The sequence below is a fragment of the Marinobacter maroccanus genome (genome assembly GCF_002933275.1).
Lineage (GTDB): Bacteria > Pseudomonadota > Gammaproteobacteria > Pseudomonadales > Oleiphilaceae > Marinobacter > Marinobacter maroccanus.
The window spans coordinates 35,358-50,057 of record NZ_PSSX01000001.1; the positions used below are offsets into that span (position 1 = coordinate 35,358).

A 14,700-nucleotide genomic window follows, 5' to 3' on the forward strand; every position below is an offset into this window, starting at 1 on the left:
GGGGTCCATGCGTTCACTGTTCTTCTCGTTTTTCGTGCCCGCGCTGTTTGTCTGGCTTTGGAGTACCGGTTTTATCGGCGCCAAGTACGGTCTGCCGTTTGCGGAGCCGTTTACGCTGCTGCTGATCCGCATGCTGTTGACACTGGTGTTGCTGGCGGGGCTGGCCTGGATCATGAAAACCCGTTGGCCGGGCTGGCGCGGTGCCGGACATCTTGCGGTCACCGGAATGCTGGTTCATGGCTGCTACCTCGGCGGGGTCTACTACGCGATCCAGGACGGTATGGCGTCCGGGATTGTTTCCCTGATTGTTGGCTTGCAGCCGCTTGTAACCGCGGCTGCGGCAGTTGTCTTCCTTAAGGAATCTGTCACTGGTCGGCAGTGGGCCGGGCTGGCCCTGGGCCTTGTCGGTGTTGCCCTGGTGCTTCTGGAAAAATTTGGAGTCAACGGCTCAGACTCAATGTACTCACCCTGGAGCCTGCTCTGGGCCGTTTTTGCACTTGCCGGCATATCAATGGGCACCGTCTATCAGAAACGATACGGCACCAACGCGGATCTGGTGGCGGGCTCGCTGATTCAATTTTCGGCAGCGGCCGCCTTGTTTGCGGTCGGGGCTTTTGCCCTGGAAACCCGAGAGGTTGAGTGGACTCTGCAATTGCAGTTGTCCATGGCTTGGCTTGTCGTGGGCTTATCCATCGGCGCCGTGTTGCTACTGATGTGGCTGATCCGCCAGGGTGCGGCTTCCCAGGTCGCCAGCCTGTTTTATCTGGTGCCACCGGTTACTGCACTGGAGGCGTTCCTTCTGTTCGACGAGCGTCTGGGCGCGCTTGCCATGACGGGTGGCCTGATCGCCATTGTTGGTGTGGCGTTGGTGGTTACCCAGAAAAAGCCTGCTTGACACAATTGTTCCCAGGAGTGGTTATCACATGACGGAAGTGACCAAGGGCGTCTGGTATGGTCTGGGCGCCTACACCATCTGGGGCTGCTTTCCTCTCTTTTTTGCCCTGTTTGAGGGCGTTCCGGCGTTTGAAATCCTGATTCACCGGATTATCTGGTCCTGTGTGTTTCTGGCCCTGGTCATCAGTGGCTTGCGGCGCTGGCCTGCGGTTCGGGCGGCGTTGGCAAATCCTTCCCAGCTCTGGCGGGTGCTTGCCTGTGCGTTGCTCATTGCCGCCAACTGGGGCATCTACATTTATTCGGTGGAAACCCGGCATGTTCTCCAGGCCAGTCTGGGCTATTTCCTGACTCCGCTGGTGAATGTTGCCCTCGGCATGATCGTGCTTCGTGAACGTATGGGGCCATGGCAGATGGCAGCTGTCGTCCTTGCTGGCGTCGGTATCCTGATCCAGTTGGTGATACTCGGTGAGCTGCCCTGGATTTCTCTGGCTCTGGCCATCAGTTTTGGCACCTACGGCCTGGTTCGAAAACAGGTGATGCTGGATGGTCTGTCCGGGCTGTTTGTTGAAACCATGTTGCTGCTCCCGGTCGGCCTGCTTACCTTTGGTTGGCTTGCCAGGGAAGGAATGTCTCACTTTGGCGATAGCGCTTACCTTGGTGCCTTGCTGATGGCCAGCGGGATCGTGACTGCCATCCCGTTGCTCCTGTTTGCCGGTGCTGCCCGGCGCCTGCGGCTGGCGACCGTCGGCTTTCTGATGTACATCAACCCGACCCTTCAGTTCTTTATTGCCCTGCTTGTTTTCGGTGAGCCGTTAAGCGACGTTCAGTTGATCAGTTTCGTGGTGATCTGGATCGCACTGGGACTGTATAGCTGGTCTTCCTGGCACTACCGGCCACGGGTGCCGGTCGGCCAGGATTAAATCTGCCATCGTAAGGACTGCATCACTCAGGAGAAGGTGGCGAGCAGATCATTAATGGCCCGGGCGAAGGGCACGGGTGAATCTTCCTGAAGAAAGTGTCCGCCCTTGAGGGTTATATGGGGCTGGTCTTTCGCGCCCGGAATCCTCTTCTGCATATACGCATCGCCGCCCCGGGTGATCGGGTCGCCGTTGCTGAAGGTGGTCAGAAACGGCTTTTCCCACCGTTCGAGCACTTTCCATGCGTTGCGGTTGGCCTCACTGGCGGGGTCATTCGGGTGCATTGGCACCAGCCGGGGGAAGGCCCGGGCGCCGGCTTTGTACTTTTTGCCAGGGAAGGGTGCGTCGTAGGCCCTCATTTCATCGGGCCCCAGCTTGCGAAAAGAGCCGGTGTTGATGATCCGTGCAATGGGAAACCAGGGACTGTGCAGGGCAAAATTCTTCCAGATCTTGAACGCCGGCGGGGCTTTCTGATCGCCGGTAGGCAGCATGCCGTTGCCGACCACAATAGCCCGGAATCGGTCGGGATTCTCCGCTGCCAGCCGCAGTCCTAACAGGGAGCCCCAGTCCTGGCAGACCAGAGTAACGTTGGTCAGGTCCAGTTGATCCAGGAACGATTGCATCCAGTCCATGTGCTGCTGGTAGGAATAGTCGTCGATGGCCGTGGGTTTGTCAGATTTACCGAAACCGATCAGATCCGGTGCGATAACCCGGTGCCCGGCCGCCGCGCATATCGGAATCATATGGCGGTAGAGGTAGGACCAGGAAGGTTCACCGTGCATCATCAGAACGGGGCTTGCCTCGGCAGGCCCCTCATCGACGTAGTGCATTTGCAGACCGCTCACCTCCACATAGTGGGGCTCAAACGGATAGTCCAGAAGTCTTTCAAAGCGGCTTTCCGGGGTTCTGACAAAATCCATTGCGCTTGCCTTTTTGTTCACTATTGTGAGGGAATGATTGCAAGAATTGTGCTGGAGCGAGGGGGCAGAGACAAGCGCAATGGCCTATTGGTTGATTTGCAATTCCAGGGCAGGTGATGGGGAGCGTGGCAGGGACTTCTGGCTGGGCCACCTGGCATCCGCCGGTATCCACAATCCCCAGTGCCGTGACTTTGAAGAGGCGGACTGGAGCGAAAATCTCGGCGCCAGGGACACGGTTATCGTCGCAGGCGGCGATGGCTCGGTGAACCGGGCCGCTGCCATCTGTCAGAACAAAGGCGCCACGCTGGCTATCCTGCCCTCAGGAACGGCCAACGACTTTTCCCGGAATCTCGGGCTTCCTCAACAGCCGCAAGCGCTGTGCGAGCTGATTGCCAGGGGCATTACGCAAACGGTCGATGTTGCAGACTATGGCGATGGCATTTTTCTGAATGTCGCCCATGTTGGCATGGGGACTTTGCCTGCACGGGAGTCCCGGGGTACCGAGAAGAAAATCCTGGGGCGTTTCAGCTATGCTGTCGAATTGCTGCGTCGGTTGAACGCCAAGCGAGGTTTCCGGGCAACGATTCGATGCGACCGGGGCGTCGTGAAAGGCCGCTGGCTTTCCATTGCCGTCGCCAGCGGCGCTTTTTTTGGTGGCGGCAATGAGATTCCTGAGGCGTCGGCCAGCGATGGCCAGCTGGATATCATCGCCGTCCGTCCGCGCCCGATGCTTCAGCTTCTGTTTACGTTTCTGATGGTTCGCCTGAACAGGCAAGCTCCGCGGCGCACCAGCACCCTGATCCATATCAAAAGCCAGCGCTGTCTGGTACACACCGGAAAACCGAAAACGGTAACCGCCGACGGTGATGTGGTCTCCCGAACTCCTCTCAACGTAGTGTGTAGGCATGGCAGCCTTCGTGTTATCGGTCCGAAGGTCGTCAGCACCGCCGCAAGCGGTGGCAACAGTAACGGGATTCCTGGCACTGCCTGACCCTAGTGCTGGGTTTTCAGATACGTTTTGTCACTGACTTTTCCGGCAGGAAGCGTAATCATGGGCTTTGCTGGCATAATCAACCACAATGGCTGACATTAAGTGCCAGTGTGTCGCTTTTGCAACCATATCCCTGGTTTAGGGCCAACTATTGCGGCCGCCTGATTTCCGTTCCAGCTGAATCGTCGAAAAGGACTAGAGAATGCCCACAGAAACTGCACCGGTCTCCTCGAAGTTAATCAAAGGCATTAAAACCGGCTTCATCGCATTGGCCCTGTCGGCCATCGGCCAGCAGGCTGTTGCCGCCGAGCGTTTGTATATCTTCACGGAGAACTACCCTCCCTATAATGCGTCTGAAACCGGAAAAGGGTTCGCCCATAACGAAGATGACATAACCGGGATCTGTGCGGATATGGTCAAGGCGATGCTCTCCCGGGTCGACTATGACTATGTGATGAAGATGCGGGACTGGAGTTACGCCTATAACTGGGTTCAGGATCGGGAAAACCATGGTCTTTTCTGCACCGCACGCACCGATGAGCGGGAAGATCAGTTCCAGTGGGTTGGGCCTCTGGCATCCATAAAGTGGACCCTGTTTGCTGCGCCGGACTCCGACATCACCCTGAATTCACTGGAAGATGCCAAAGATCTGAGAATCGCCGGCTACAAGGGCGATGTAATGTCCGATTATCTGGTTGATCAGGGCTTTAATGTGATCATGGGTATTTCTGGCGATGTGAATACCCGCCGCCTTACCCTGGGCCAGGCAGATCTGTGGGTGACCGATGGCCTGGTAGGTCCCTTGATGGCTGAGGAAGAGCACGGAATTACCGGGCTGAAGCCGGTGCTGGTCTTCCGGGAAACGCCCATGTACCTGGCGTTTAGCAACAACACCGATCCGTCGGTTATTGAAGATCTCCAGCAGGCACTGGATGAAGCCCGTGCAGCCGGGGAGATCGACCGGATTGCTTCCAGCTACGAGTAATCAGTCAGGCAAGTAATGAAGAGGTCAGAACCAGAGCCCGATCTGCGGATCGGGCTCTTTACGTTCGATCAGCAGGCCCTTTTGTTCGAGCATGCCAATCAACTTCTCGGTGTCCTCAATGTTCAGGAAACCGCCAATCGAGACCTCTGTATCCCGGTGGGTGAGGGACAGTCTGGCCGGTGTGAACGGGTGGGGTGGTGAATGCACTTGGAGCCGCGCATAGCGGGTCGGGAGGGTCCATTCCGCCTGCTTGCGCTTTCTGCCTTTCTCCAGATGAATGTCGTCATTGTCGATTGAAAGCACCTCTTGCCGCTGGCATTCACGGGAGGTGAGGTAGATACCGCAGGCAAGCGCAATGAGCTCCAGGCCGGCAAACGGGATGATCACCCAGGCGCCCATAAGCGTGAAGCCGGTGGCTATCAGGGCTGAGAGGACAAACAGGGCTGCCCAGATCCTGACATTGCCATGCCAGCTGAGGGAACGGTTGGGGGTAAGGACCAGCCGGAAACCATCCGGGTGTGGCAAGCGTTCCACCATGGAATCTGCCTCAGTAATAACGCGCAGCTTAACTTGATGATAGTCAATTATACGGTGAGTGCGACTGAATCAGATCTGGCAGTTGGTTAAGGGGTCTGGGCACAGTATCGTCGCTCCGGGCGTCCGACACTACCATAGGTCACTTCAGCGGACAGCTCTTCGGTACCCACCAGGTATTCCAGGTAACGCCGGGCGGTCGTTCGGGAGGCCCCGATGGCACCACCGACATCCTCGGCACTGAGGTGGCGGCCGCTTGCCATTACTGCCCGGATTTTGTCCAGGGTCAGGGCATCAATCCCCTTGGGCAATCGCTGTTCTGTGCTCTGAGCGCTTTCGCTGGTGGTTCTTGGAAGCAGAGCATCCACCTCCTTCTGGGCAACATGGTGCAGTGATGACAAGCGCTCCATGTGTTCGCGGTAGCGGTTGACCGCCTCCTGCAAACGTTCGAAAACCAGAGGTTTCAGTATGTAGTCGAAAACACCGCCTCTCAAAGCGCTGCGCAGGGTTTCGACCTCTTTGGCGGCGGTTATCAGAATGACATCGCTGCCGCTGTCTTCAGCCCGCAGTTCGCGAAGCAGTTCGAGTCCATTGCCATCGGGAAAGTAAACATCTAGCAGAATGAGGTCGGGTGCCAGTATCTCGATCTGGTCCCGGGCATCGGCAAGACTATGGGCGATGCCGCAAAGTTCAACGTTCTCCAGTCGGTCAACGAAACGTCGCTGGATTTCGGCAATTTTCCGGTCATCCTCGACGATCAGCAGGCGAATGGTAGTCAATGTTCGAATCTCGGCTCAGGCTTTTTCGGTAAGTATAGAGTAAAGCGGCTGCCACCTTCCGGGACGTTATCGACGGTTACCGATCCGCCCCAGTGGCTCAGAAACTGCTGGACAAGGTGCAGGCCATAGCCGCGGGCTTCCCCGGCCTTACTGCTCACACCTTTCTCGAAAATCCGTTGCCGCTCAGCCTCCGGAATACCGGGGCCCTGATCCTGCACCTCGAAAATCAGCTCCTGTCCGAGGTCGGTCATGGAAAGCTGCACCCGCCCACCGGCACCTGTTTCAAGGCGCGTGGCATCCAGGGCATTGTCGATGAGATTGCCAAGCACGCTGACAAGCTGATCCCGGGGCAGGGCGGCGGGCAGGTCTGCCATCTGGCTGTCAGGATCAATGTCCAGCCGCAGCCCCATTTCGCGGGCGCGATTGTATTTGCCGAGCAGGCAACCTGCGATAACCGGATCGGGCACGGCCTCCAATAACAGGTGAATTAACGCCTGATGATCACTTACTTCACTGCCGATCAGGCTCAACGCTTCCTCGTTGGCTCCTATCTGGATGAGTCCGGCAATGGTGTGGAGTTTGTTCGAGTACTCGTGGGTCTGGCTGCGCAGGGTATCCGCGTATTGCTGGATACGGGTGAGCTGACGGCTTACCTGATCCAGTTCATTGCGCAACCGGAAGCTGGCAACCACACCAATGATTTCGTCGCCCTGTCGAACGGGTAGCCGATTGACCACCATCTGGCGCCCGCGCAGCCAGATCTCCCGGTCGAAATCCGGGTGACCGGATGACAGTACCGACATCAGACTGCTTTCTGGCAGAACCTCCAGAATGGGCCTGCCGGCAAGTGTTTTGTCGGTTGGCAGGTCCAGTGTTTCATAGGCGGCGCGGTTTGCTGTTGTGATTATGCCGTCCCGATTGACGGCAATGATCCCTTCCCGCACCGATTGCAGCGTTGCCTCCCGTTCCCGGAATAGCCGGGCGATTTCCTCCGGCTCCAGCCCGAAGATGGCCTGCTTGAACCGGCCGGCAATGACAATGGCCGACAGGATGGTGACCAGCAGCATCAGCCCTACCACGCCATAGAGCACAAAGTTGTAGCGCTGAATCGTGGCCTCTACCTGGCCAAGGCTGTAGCCAACCGACACGATGCCGACGATCTCCTCGGTTTCTGGAACGGTTATAGGAGCCTTGCCGCGCATGGATTCGCCGAGGCTGCCTCTGGCAAGGGCCACATAGGCGTTGCCTTCCACAAGGGCCTTGCGGCCAAAGTCGCCATCATCATCACCCATTGAGTGGCCAATACGGCCCGGGTCCGGATGCGCCAGGCGTATGGCTTCGTGATCGCCAATCACAATGAATAAAGCCTCATTGGTCTCCGTCAGTCGCGTGGCGAGGCGGTTCAGACCATCCACGTCGCGGGAGCGCACGCCATTAATGACGGCGGGGGTGGCGGCCACGGTCTTTGCGACCATCAGTGCCCGCTGGCCGATCTCATCGTACAGGGAATCGCTGAGGTAATAGCCGGCAAAGCCACCAATGAGCATGGTCTGCAGCGCGCCGAGCAGACCCAGCGTGAGGATCATTCGGGTTTTGAGTTTGGTTTTTCGAAACACGGATTGGTCATGGCTTGTTGTCGTTTGGTTTTCAGGGTACTGCATGATCGCCCGGGTTGCCCGTGATCAATATGAACAAAATACCCGATAAGCCCTTTAAAGGCGTTACGTGCACAAGCTTCCGGGTCTCGGGTTTCACCTATTAACCTGCCTGCAATCACTCCTCTGGCCTGCCATAGCCAGGGACCCGGCCAACACGGTCCTGCCTCAGGAGTGATCACAAAAACAAGTTGATGAGGTGACAACTATGATTATCAAACGAACCCTGTCCTTTGTGGCGGCCGCGGCCGTCTCCATGTCTGCCATGGCCTGGCAGCCCTCCGGAAAAGTGGAATGTCTTGCCCCGGCTGACCCCGGCGGCGGTTGGGATTTTACCTGTCGCAGCGTTGGCAATGTCCTGCAGGACCTCGGACTGGTTGATGGTAGCGTGCAGACCGTCAACATGGCCGGCGCCGGCGGTGGCGTGGCCTATGCCCACACCGTGAGCAAGCGGGCGGAGGACAACAAGCTGCTGGTGGCCGCTTCGACGGCAACCACAACCCGCCTGGCTCAAAAGCAGTTCCCGGGCATGAACGCGGATATGGTTACCTGGGTCGGGGCCCTGGGTGCCGATTACGGCATCATCGCCGTTGGCAAGGATTCCGAGTACCAGAACCTCAGCGAGTTGATGGCCGCCTTGAAAGCCAACCCGAAATCCGTGAAGTTCGCCGGTGGCAGCGCCCGTGGCGGCTGGGACCACCTCAAGGTGCTGATTGCGGCCAAGGCGGCCGGCGCCGACAAGCTCCCCTCCATTCCCTACCTTTCCTACAACAATGGTGGTGAAGCCATGAGCCAGGTTGTTGGTGGGCAGGTAGATGCGTTCACCGGAGATATTTCCGAAGCCACCGGCTTTCTCGAATCTGGTGACCTGAGAGTCGTCGCGGTGCTTGCCGAGGAGCGTTTGCCGGGCAAGTTCAGCCACCTCCCAACCGCAAAGGAGCAGGGTATTGATGCGGTTGGCCCGAATTGGCGTGGCTTCTACATGCCCAAAGGTGCCAGTGAAGAAGCCAAATCCTACTGGGTGGAGGCCGTCGATACGCTGTACGCCAGTGACGAGTGGAAGAAGGTCATGAAGAGCAACGGCCTGATCCCGTTTCATCCGCCGGCAAGCCAGTTCGATGAGTTCGTGCGCAACCAGGTGCAGGACATCGAAAACCTTTCACGCGAAATCGGGTTACTGAAATGACCAGCCTCGGTGATCGCATTCTCGGCCTGGGCCTTCTGGTCCTCGCCGTTGCCTATGGCTGGGCAGCCCAACAGTGGCCCGAGCCGTTTGGTGGCGCCGAGACCGTGGGTCCGGAAACCTTTCCTACGATGCTGGCAGTCGTCCTGGTGGCAGGCAGTCTCTACCTGATGATCAAACCGGATCCGGACGCCCAGTGGCCGGTCGGCAAATCAGCCTTTGAGCTTGTGATCTCGCTGGTGGTTCTTGTGGTCTACACGTTGCTGCTGGAACCTCTCGGCTTTGTCATCGCCACTACCCTGGCTGTGGGTACACTCAGTTGGCGCATGGGTGCAGCGCCAAGGCTGGCGTTTCTCACCGGCCTGTTGAGCGCCGTCGTGGTCTTCGTGCTGTTTAACTATGGCCTGTCTCTGAGTCTTCCGGCCGGCCTGCTGGAGGTGCTCTGATGGAAACCCTAGGCTTCTTGATGGACGGTTTTGCGGTGGCCCTGACTCCGTATAACCTGATGTTTGCTCTGTTCGGCGCTTTCGTGGGCACGTTGATCGGGTGTCTGCCCGGTCTGGGGCCTGCCAATGGTGTCGCCATTCTTATTCCCTTGGCCTTTACCCTTGGTTTGCCTCCTGAAACAGCGATGATCCTGCTGACAGCTGTCTACGCTGGTGCCATGTACGGTGGCCGGATTTCATCGATTCTGCTGAACATCCCTGGTGACGAACCGGCAATGATGACATGCCTGGACGGCTACCCCATGGCCCAGAAGGGGCGGGCAGCGGATGCACTGGCAGTCTCGGCGATCGCATCCTTCGCCGGCGGTCTGATTGGCACCATTGGTCTGATCATGCTGGCCCCGGTGCTGGCGAAGTTTGCCCTTACCTTCGGGCCGGCCGAGTACTTTGCCCTTTTCCTGCTGGCGTTTGCCACGCTCGGCGGAATCACCGGCAAGAACCCCATGAAGACCGTCGTCGCCGCGACATTGGGGATCATGATCTCCACTGTTGGCATCGATATCTCGACCGGCACCCAGCGCTATACCTTCGGAGTTCTTGAGTTGTATGAGGGTATCGATTTCATCCTGGCCATAGTCGGGCTGTTCGCCATCTCCGAACTGCTGTTCTTTGTGGAATCCCGCATGGGCCGAGGCCGTGACAAGATGAACGTGGGCAAGCTGACTCTGACCATGAAAGAGTTGGTGATGACGATACCGACACAGCTGCGTGGTGGTGTGCTTGGTTTCATCTCTGGCGTTTTGCCGGGGGCCGGTGCTTCATTGGGCAGCTTTATCAGCTATACCCTCGAAAAGCAGGTGGTAGGCAAGAAAGGCAAGTTTGGTGAGGGCGACATCCGGGGCGTTGTTGCTCCGGAAGCCGGCAACAACGGTGCATCCTCCGGTGCCCTGGTGCCGATGCTGACCCTTGGGGTTCCCGGAAGCGGCACCACCGCGGTTCTGCTTGCCATGCTGATCTCCTTGAACATCACGCCGGGACCGCTGATGTTTACCCAGAACGCGGACATCGTCTGGGGCGTCATCGCCGCCCTGCTGATTGGTAACGTTCTGCTGCTGGTGTTGAACATTCCGCTGGTGGGCTTCTTCGTGAAGCTGCTGTCGGTGCCACCGATGTATCTGCTGCCCATCGTTACCATGGTGGCGTTTGTTGGCATCTATTCAATCAGCCACAGCACTTTCGATCTGTACTTCATGGTGGCTTTCGGCGTCGCCGGCTACTTCCTGCGCAAGCTGGATATACCGCTGGTGCCGATCATCCTGGGCCTGCTCTTGGGGCCGGAGATGGAGAAAAACCTGGGTCATGCCCTTGTTCTTTCTGATGGCGACTGGAGCGTGCTCTGGGCTAGCCCGCTTGCCATGGGGCTCTGGATCGTTGCCAGCCTGGGACTGATTCTTCCCTATCTGATAGGTCCCCTTTTGCGTCGGCGAATGAACGCCGCTATGAAAGAGAGCCCGGTCAGCGATTGATAACTCCCACCTGACGATCTGCAGTCAATCTTTGCACCGGGCTCGTCCCGGTGCTTTTTTATGCTGGATCAGTCCGGCAAATCCGCCACGCTATCCACTACAGCCGCATAAAGATCCCGCGTGGACGCCAACGCACCATCGTGGACTTCTTGCGCGGACAGTACCTTCCCGTTGGCAGCCTGCAACGGCCGTGTGGCTGTGGCGCTGGCGACGACCGTGGGCGCGTATCCCAGATTGAATCCGCCGTGAGCGGTCGAGTTAACGCACATGTGGGTCATAAAGCCCGCCAGGATGATATTTTTTACGCCTTTCGCCTTGAGCTGTTCGTCCAGATCGGTCTGTACGAAGGAATTCGGGAAGTTCTTGGTGATCACCGGCTCGCCCTCTCGCGGCGCCACGATATCGGCTATGGCACCGAGGTGATCATTGATATCGTAGGGGGAACCCGGCCCGGCATCGTGGCGGATGTGGAAGATCGGAACGCCCAGCGCTCTTGCCCTCTCCAGCAATTTTTTCCCTTCTTCCAGGGCATCCTCAACCCCTTCGAGCTTCATAATGCCTTCCCGATAGGTGTTCTGGCAGTCGATCATTATCAGGGCTGAATCCGACAGCGGGGAAGGGGAGTGGCTCAGGCCTTTGAGGTCCCGGAGCGTGGTTGAGGCGGTTGTCATGGTTGTTCTCCTGTTGTTGGTCGGCGAGTAATCAGTGCAACATGGCTTGATCAGATGTTACATACGACAATAAACCCGTTCCGATGGGTCTTTGGTAGGATGGGCGCAGATTAAACGGGTGGAAGGACTGCTATGAGGGTAATGTTACTGGGCGCTACCGGCCTTACTGGTGGCAAAGTGCTACAGGGTTTGCTGGGCAGGGATGAGGTGTCTCAGGTGGTGGCGCTGGTAAGGCACAAACTGCCGACGCTGCACGACAAGCTGGCCCAGCATGAGGTTGATTTCGACCAGCTGGAGGATCACGCCGAGCTGTTTGATGTCGATGTGATTATCTGCTGCCTGGGTACCACCATCAAAAAGGCCGGCTCACAGGATCAGTTTCGCAAGGTGGATCTGGGTTACCCCCTGAAAGCGGGTGAGCTGGGCCGTTCCCATGGAGTGCGGGCGTTTATCCTGATGTCTGCCATCGGTTCCTCATCCTCGTCGACCATTTTCTATAACCGGGTCAAGGGCGAGCTTGAAGATGCCCTGAAACATCTTGACTACCCCTACCTGTCCATCTATCACCCCAGTCTGTTGCTGGGAGACCGGAAAGAGCAGCGCACCGCCGAGGCCCTGGGCATAAAAGCGATGCCACTGGTCAACCGTCTGCTGATCGGTCCCCTGGATAAATACCGCGGGATCGAGGCGCAAACGGTGGCCAGTGCCATGGTCAATGAGGCTTGCAGTCTGGCCTCGGAACGCGCCGCCGAGCGGGTGGTTCAGACTCGCGAATACGATGAGATTGTTCAGCTCGCGGACTGAGCCGGTTATTTGCCGTTCAGAATGCCGACCACCAGACGGCCGGCCAGGCCGACGAGAATGGCGCCAAAGATACGCTCGAACCACACGGCTTTCTGCCTGAGCAGGGTCAGCCATTTCGGGTTGGAGAACAGCCAGGCAACGATCAGGTACCAACTGGTATCAATGACAAGAGCCGTTGCGGCGTAGCCGAATTTGGCCAGCAAGCTGGTTTCAGTGCCGACCACCTGGCTGAACAGGGCGAGGAAGAACACGGCGATTTTCGGGTTGAAGAAGGCAATCAGAAAACCGTCGCGGGCTGCACTTTTGGTGGTGGGCGGCTCGGGCATTTCGTCATCCGGCTGCCGCTTGGCCATCAGTCCTTTCACCCCCAACCAGGCCAGGTAGAGGGCGCCGCCCCACTGCAGGACTGAAAATGCCGTCGGGGAAGCAGTAATGATGGCGGCCAGCCCGAGGATGCTCAGGAAGGCATAGATGCCGACCCCGATACCATGGGCAAGTGCGGTGATCACGCCGTTGCGGCGACCGCCGGTAAGCGTCTGCTTGAGCACCAATGCCAGCGACGGGCCGGGTGACATGGCGCCCAGAATACAGATAGTGACAACAGCCAACCAGGTGGCAAGCGTCATGGTGGATCCGTCCTTTGCAAATGAAACAGGCTGCCAATTCTAGCAGCCTGATCATTGTCAAAAACCTGGAAACTGCAATCAGTTCAATGCTCAATCACCCGCCAGAATCCAGCGGGCGGCCTTTTCAGCAATCATCAGGGTTGGGGAATTGGTATTGCCGCTGGTGATGGTGGGCATCACGCCGGCATCCACCACACGCAGTCCGGCAACGCCCCGGACCCTCAGGTGCGGGTCCACCACCGCCTGGTCATCATCGGCACGCCCCATGCGGGTGGTGCCCACTGGATGAAAGATTGTCGTGCCAATATCCCCGGCCAGCTTGGTCAGTTCGTCGTCGGTCTGGTACTCCAGACCGGGTTTGAATTCCTCCGGTTGGTACTGCTGAAACGCCGGCTGGTTTGCTATAAGCCGGGTCACCCTCAATGAATCTGCGGCCACTTTCCGGTCTTCCGGCGTGCTTAGGTAATTGGGAACGATGGCCGGTGCCTGTTTAGGATCGTTACTGCTGATACGCACCGTGCCACGGCTGGTGGGGTTCAGGTTGCAGACGCTGGCGGTGATGGCCGGGAACTTGTGCAGTGGTTGGCCGAAGGCATCCAGGCTCAGGGGTTGAACGTGGTATTCAATGTTGGCGTGTTTGTACTCCTCGGAGCTGCGGGTGAACAGGCAAAGCTGTGACGGTGCCATGCTCATGGGGCCGGAGCGTGTGAGGAGGTACTCCAGACCAATGCGGGCCTTGCCAATCAGCGAATTGGCCATGGTATTGAGAGTGGTGACACCCTTCACCTTGTACACGGAGCGGATCTGCAGATGGTCCTGAAGGTTCTCGCCCACACCGGGTAGATCGGCAACCACATCAATGCCGTGCTCTTTCAGAAGATCGGCGGGACCGATTCCGGAGAGCTGCAACAGTTGCGGTGAGCCAATGGCACCGGCGGACAGGATGACTTCCCGCTTTGCCCTTGCCGTGACTTCGCCTTCACCGGGCCGTTCAACGCGCACACCCGTGCAGCGGGGGCCGGTTTCAGAGATTTCCGTTTCCAGACCGAGTACGTGAGTGGAGTGCCAGAGCGTCAGATTGGGGCGTTTTTCTGCTGCCCGCAAAAAGGCTTTGGAGGTGTTCCAGCGCCAGCCGGAGCGCTGGTTCACCTCGAAGTAATCCACGCCCTCGTTGTCGCCGCGGTTGAAATCCCGCGTTCGCGGAATGCCCGCTTCAACACAGGCCGTTGCGAAGTCTTCGAGGACTTTCCATTTCAGACGCTGGTGTTCCACGCGCCATTCGCCGCCGTGGCCGTGGTACTTGTGGTGCTCCGGATCGGCATCGCCGCCATCATCAAGGCGGTAATGATCCTCGTGACGCATGAAATCGGGCAGGCAGTTGTCCCAGTTCCAGGCTTTTTCGCCGGTGATCTCGGCCCACTGATCATAGTCCCGGGCCTGGCCACGAATGTAGAGCATACCGTTGATGCTGGAGCAGCCTCCGAGGGTCTTGCCCCTGGGGTAGATCAGTGACCGGCCGTTGAGGCCGGGGTCCGGCTCGGTGCGGAAGCGCCAGTCTGTTCGCGGATTGTCGATGCAGTAGAGATAGCCGACCGGGATGTGAATCCAGTGATAGTTATCCCTCCCGCCGGCCTCAATGAGCAGGACCCGGTTTCCGGGGTTTACGCTCAGGCGGTTGGCGAGCAGGCAGCCGGCAGTGCCGGCACCGATGATGATGTAGTCGAACTCCTGATGTCCCGTCGCTTTTTTGTTGTCGGACATGGCGCTTT

At 58.2% G+C, this 14,700-nt stretch carries 15 protein-coding genes; 8 read left to right on the forward strand and 7 right to left on the reverse strand.

Annotated features, from left to right (window positions below):
• Window positions 1-7: 7 nt before the first annotated feature.
• A complete protein-coding gene (locus tag KEHDKFFH_RS00165) occupies window positions 8-895 on the forward strand; it encodes a DMT family transporter (protein WP_104320050.1) in 888 nt (295 codons plus the stop codon).
• A 28-nt stretch (window positions 896-923) separates the two neighbouring features.
• Entirely contained in the window at window positions 924-1,814 is an 891-nt protein-coding gene (gene rarD / locus KEHDKFFH_RS00170; RefSeq protein WP_104320051.1) for an EamA family transporter RarD, read from the forward strand.
• Window positions 1,815-1,840: 26 nt separating this feature from the next.
• On the opposite strand, the gene KEHDKFFH_RS00175 is transcribed toward rarD, so the two are convergent.
• The gene (locus KEHDKFFH_RS00175) at window positions 1,841-2,731 is read right to left on the reverse strand and encodes a haloalkane dehalogenase (protein WP_104320052.1); all 891 of its coding nucleotides are present in this window, start codon (window positions 2,729-2,731) and stop codon (window positions 1,841-1,843) included.
• A gap of 79 nt (window positions 2,732-2,810) precedes the next feature.
• Here KEHDKFFH_RS00175 and KEHDKFFH_RS00180 point away from each other — a divergent pair, with 79 nt between their 5' ends.
• On the forward strand, window positions 2,811-3,722 hold the full coding sequence (locus tag KEHDKFFH_RS00180) for a diacylglycerol/lipid kinase family protein (RefSeq protein WP_104320053.1): 912 nt from the start codon (window positions 2,811-2,813) through the stop codon (window positions 3,720-3,722).
• A gap of 202 nt (window positions 3,723-3,924) precedes the next feature.
• Window positions 3,925-4,707, forward strand: a complete 783-nt coding sequence (locus KEHDKFFH_RS00185) for a substrate-binding periplasmic protein (RefSeq protein WP_104320054.1) — start codon at window positions 3,925-3,927, stop codon at window positions 4,705-4,707.
• Window positions 4,708-4,731: 24 nt separating this feature from the next.
• Here KEHDKFFH_RS00185 and KEHDKFFH_RS00190 read toward each other — a convergent pair whose 3' ends face one another.
• The 3 genes from KEHDKFFH_RS00190 to KEHDKFFH_RS00200 form a co-directional block, all read right to left on the reverse strand.
• Complete coding sequence (locus tag KEHDKFFH_RS00190; protein WP_104320055.1) at window positions 4,732-5,244, reverse strand: DUF2244 domain-containing protein; 513 nt, start codon at window positions 5,242-5,244, stop codon at window positions 4,732-4,734.
• Between the two features lie 86 nt (window positions 5,245-5,330).
• Complete coding sequence (locus tag KEHDKFFH_RS00195) at window positions 5,331-6,020, reverse strand: response regulator (RefSeq protein WP_104320056.1); 690 nt, start codon at window positions 6,018-6,020, stop codon at window positions 5,331-5,333.
• Window positions 6,017-7,636, reverse strand: coding sequence for an ATP-binding protein (locus KEHDKFFH_RS00200; protein WP_479684610.1), 1,620 nt, complete (start codon window positions 7,634-7,636; stop codon window positions 6,017-6,019). The genes KEHDKFFH_RS00195 and KEHDKFFH_RS00200 overlap by 4 nt, the downstream gene beginning before the upstream one ends.
• A 247-nt stretch (window positions 7,637-7,883) precedes the next feature.
• Between KEHDKFFH_RS00200 and KEHDKFFH_RS00205 the strand changes: the two genes are divergently transcribed.
• Genes KEHDKFFH_RS00205 through KEHDKFFH_RS00215 form a run of 3 tightly spaced genes read left to right on the forward strand, consistent with a single transcriptional unit; the run spans window position 7,884 to window position 10,830 of the window.
• Window positions 7,884-8,861, forward strand: a complete 978-nt coding sequence (locus tag KEHDKFFH_RS00205) for a Bug family tripartite tricarboxylate transporter substrate binding protein (protein WP_104320058.1) — start codon at window positions 7,884-7,886, stop codon at window positions 8,859-8,861.
• Window positions 8,858-9,304 carry a tripartite tricarboxylate transporter TctB family protein gene (locus KEHDKFFH_RS00210; protein ID WP_104320059.1) on the forward strand — a complete coding sequence of 149 codons (447 nt, stop codon included), beginning with the start codon at window positions 8,858-8,860 and terminating at the stop codon, window positions 9,302-9,304. The genes KEHDKFFH_RS00205 and KEHDKFFH_RS00210 overlap by 4 nt, the downstream gene beginning before the upstream one ends.
• Window positions 9,304-10,830, forward strand: coding sequence for a tripartite tricarboxylate transporter permease (locus tag KEHDKFFH_RS00215; protein WP_104320060.1), 1,527 nt, complete (start codon window positions 9,304-9,306; stop codon window positions 10,828-10,830). Before KEHDKFFH_RS00210 ends, KEHDKFFH_RS00215 begins: the two co-directional genes overlap by 1 nt.
• 68 nt (window positions 10,831-10,898) lie before the next feature.
• Here KEHDKFFH_RS00215 and KEHDKFFH_RS00220 read toward each other — a convergent pair whose 3' ends face one another.
• Complete coding sequence (locus KEHDKFFH_RS00220) at window positions 10,899-11,501, reverse strand: cysteine hydrolase family protein (protein WP_104320061.1); 603 nt, start codon at window positions 11,499-11,501, stop codon at window positions 10,899-10,901.
• A 132-nt stretch (window positions 11,502-11,633) separates the two neighbouring features.
• On the opposite strand from KEHDKFFH_RS00220, the gene KEHDKFFH_RS00225 reads away from it, so the two are divergent.
• A complete protein-coding gene (locus KEHDKFFH_RS00225; protein ID WP_104320062.1) occupies window positions 11,634-12,305 on the forward strand; it encodes an NAD(P)H-binding protein in 672 nt (223 codons plus the stop codon).
• A 5-nt stretch (window positions 12,306-12,310) separates the two neighbouring features.
• On the opposite strand, the gene KEHDKFFH_RS00230 is transcribed toward KEHDKFFH_RS00225, so the two are convergent.
• A complete protein-coding gene (locus tag KEHDKFFH_RS00230; RefSeq protein WP_104320063.1) occupies window positions 12,311-12,931 on the reverse strand; it encodes a LysE family translocator in 621 nt (206 codons plus the stop codon).
• 90 nt (window positions 12,932-13,021) lie between these two features.
• Window positions 13,022-14,692: a GMC family oxidoreductase gene (locus KEHDKFFH_RS00235; protein WP_104320064.1), complete on the reverse strand. Its 1,671-nt coding sequence runs from the start codon at window positions 14,690-14,692 to the stop codon at window positions 13,022-13,024.
• Window positions 14,693-14,700: the final 8 nt, after the last annotated feature.

Bases quoted from the DNA above. Each gene is read 5' to 3' on its own strand.
- KEHDKFFH_RS00165 (WP_104320050.1), top strand. From the start codon at position 8: ATGCGTTCACTGTTCTTCTCGTTTTTCGTGCCCGCGCTGTTTGTCTGG.
- rarD (WP_104320051.1), top strand. From the start codon at position 924: ATGACGGAAGTGACCAAGGGCGTCTGGTATGGTCTGGGCGCCTACACC.
- KEHDKFFH_RS00175 (WP_104320052.1), bottom strand. From the start codon at position 2,731: ATGGATTTTGTCAGAACCCCGGAAAGCCGCTTTGAAAGACTTCTGGAC.
- KEHDKFFH_RS00180 (WP_104320053.1), top strand. From the start codon at position 2,811: ATGGCCTATTGGTTGATTTGCAATTCCAGGGCAGGTGATGGGGAGCGT.
- KEHDKFFH_RS00185 (WP_104320054.1), top strand. From the start codon at position 3,925: ATGCCCACAGAAACTGCACCGGTCTCCTCGAAGTTAATCAAAGGCATT.
- KEHDKFFH_RS00190 (WP_104320055.1), bottom strand. From the start codon at position 5,244: ATGGTGGAACGCTTGCCACACCCGGATGGTTTCCGGCTGGTCCTTACC.
- KEHDKFFH_RS00205 (WP_104320058.1), top strand. From the start codon at position 7,884: ATGATTATCAAACGAACCCTGTCCTTTGTGGCGGCCGCGGCCGTCTCC.
- KEHDKFFH_RS00210 (WP_104320059.1), top strand. From the start codon at position 8,858: ATGACCAGCCTCGGTGATCGCATTCTCGGCCTGGGCCTTCTGGTCCTC.
- KEHDKFFH_RS00215 (WP_104320060.1), top strand. From the start codon at position 9,304: ATGGAAACCCTAGGCTTCTTGATGGACGGTTTTGCGGTGGCCCTGACT.
- KEHDKFFH_RS00220 (WP_104320061.1), bottom strand. From the start codon at position 11,501: ATGACAACCGCCTCAACCACGCTCCGGGACCTCAAAGGCCTGAGCCAC.
- KEHDKFFH_RS00225 (WP_104320062.1), top strand. From the start codon at position 11,634: ATGAGGGTAATGTTACTGGGCGCTACCGGCCTTACTGGTGGCAAAGTG.
- KEHDKFFH_RS00230 (WP_104320063.1), bottom strand. From the start codon at position 12,931: ATGACGCTTGCCACCTGGTTGGCTGTTGTCACTATCTGTATTCTGGGC.
- KEHDKFFH_RS00235 (WP_104320064.1), bottom strand. From the start codon at position 14,692: ATGTCCGACAACAAAAAAGCGACGGGACATCAGGAGTTCGACTACATC.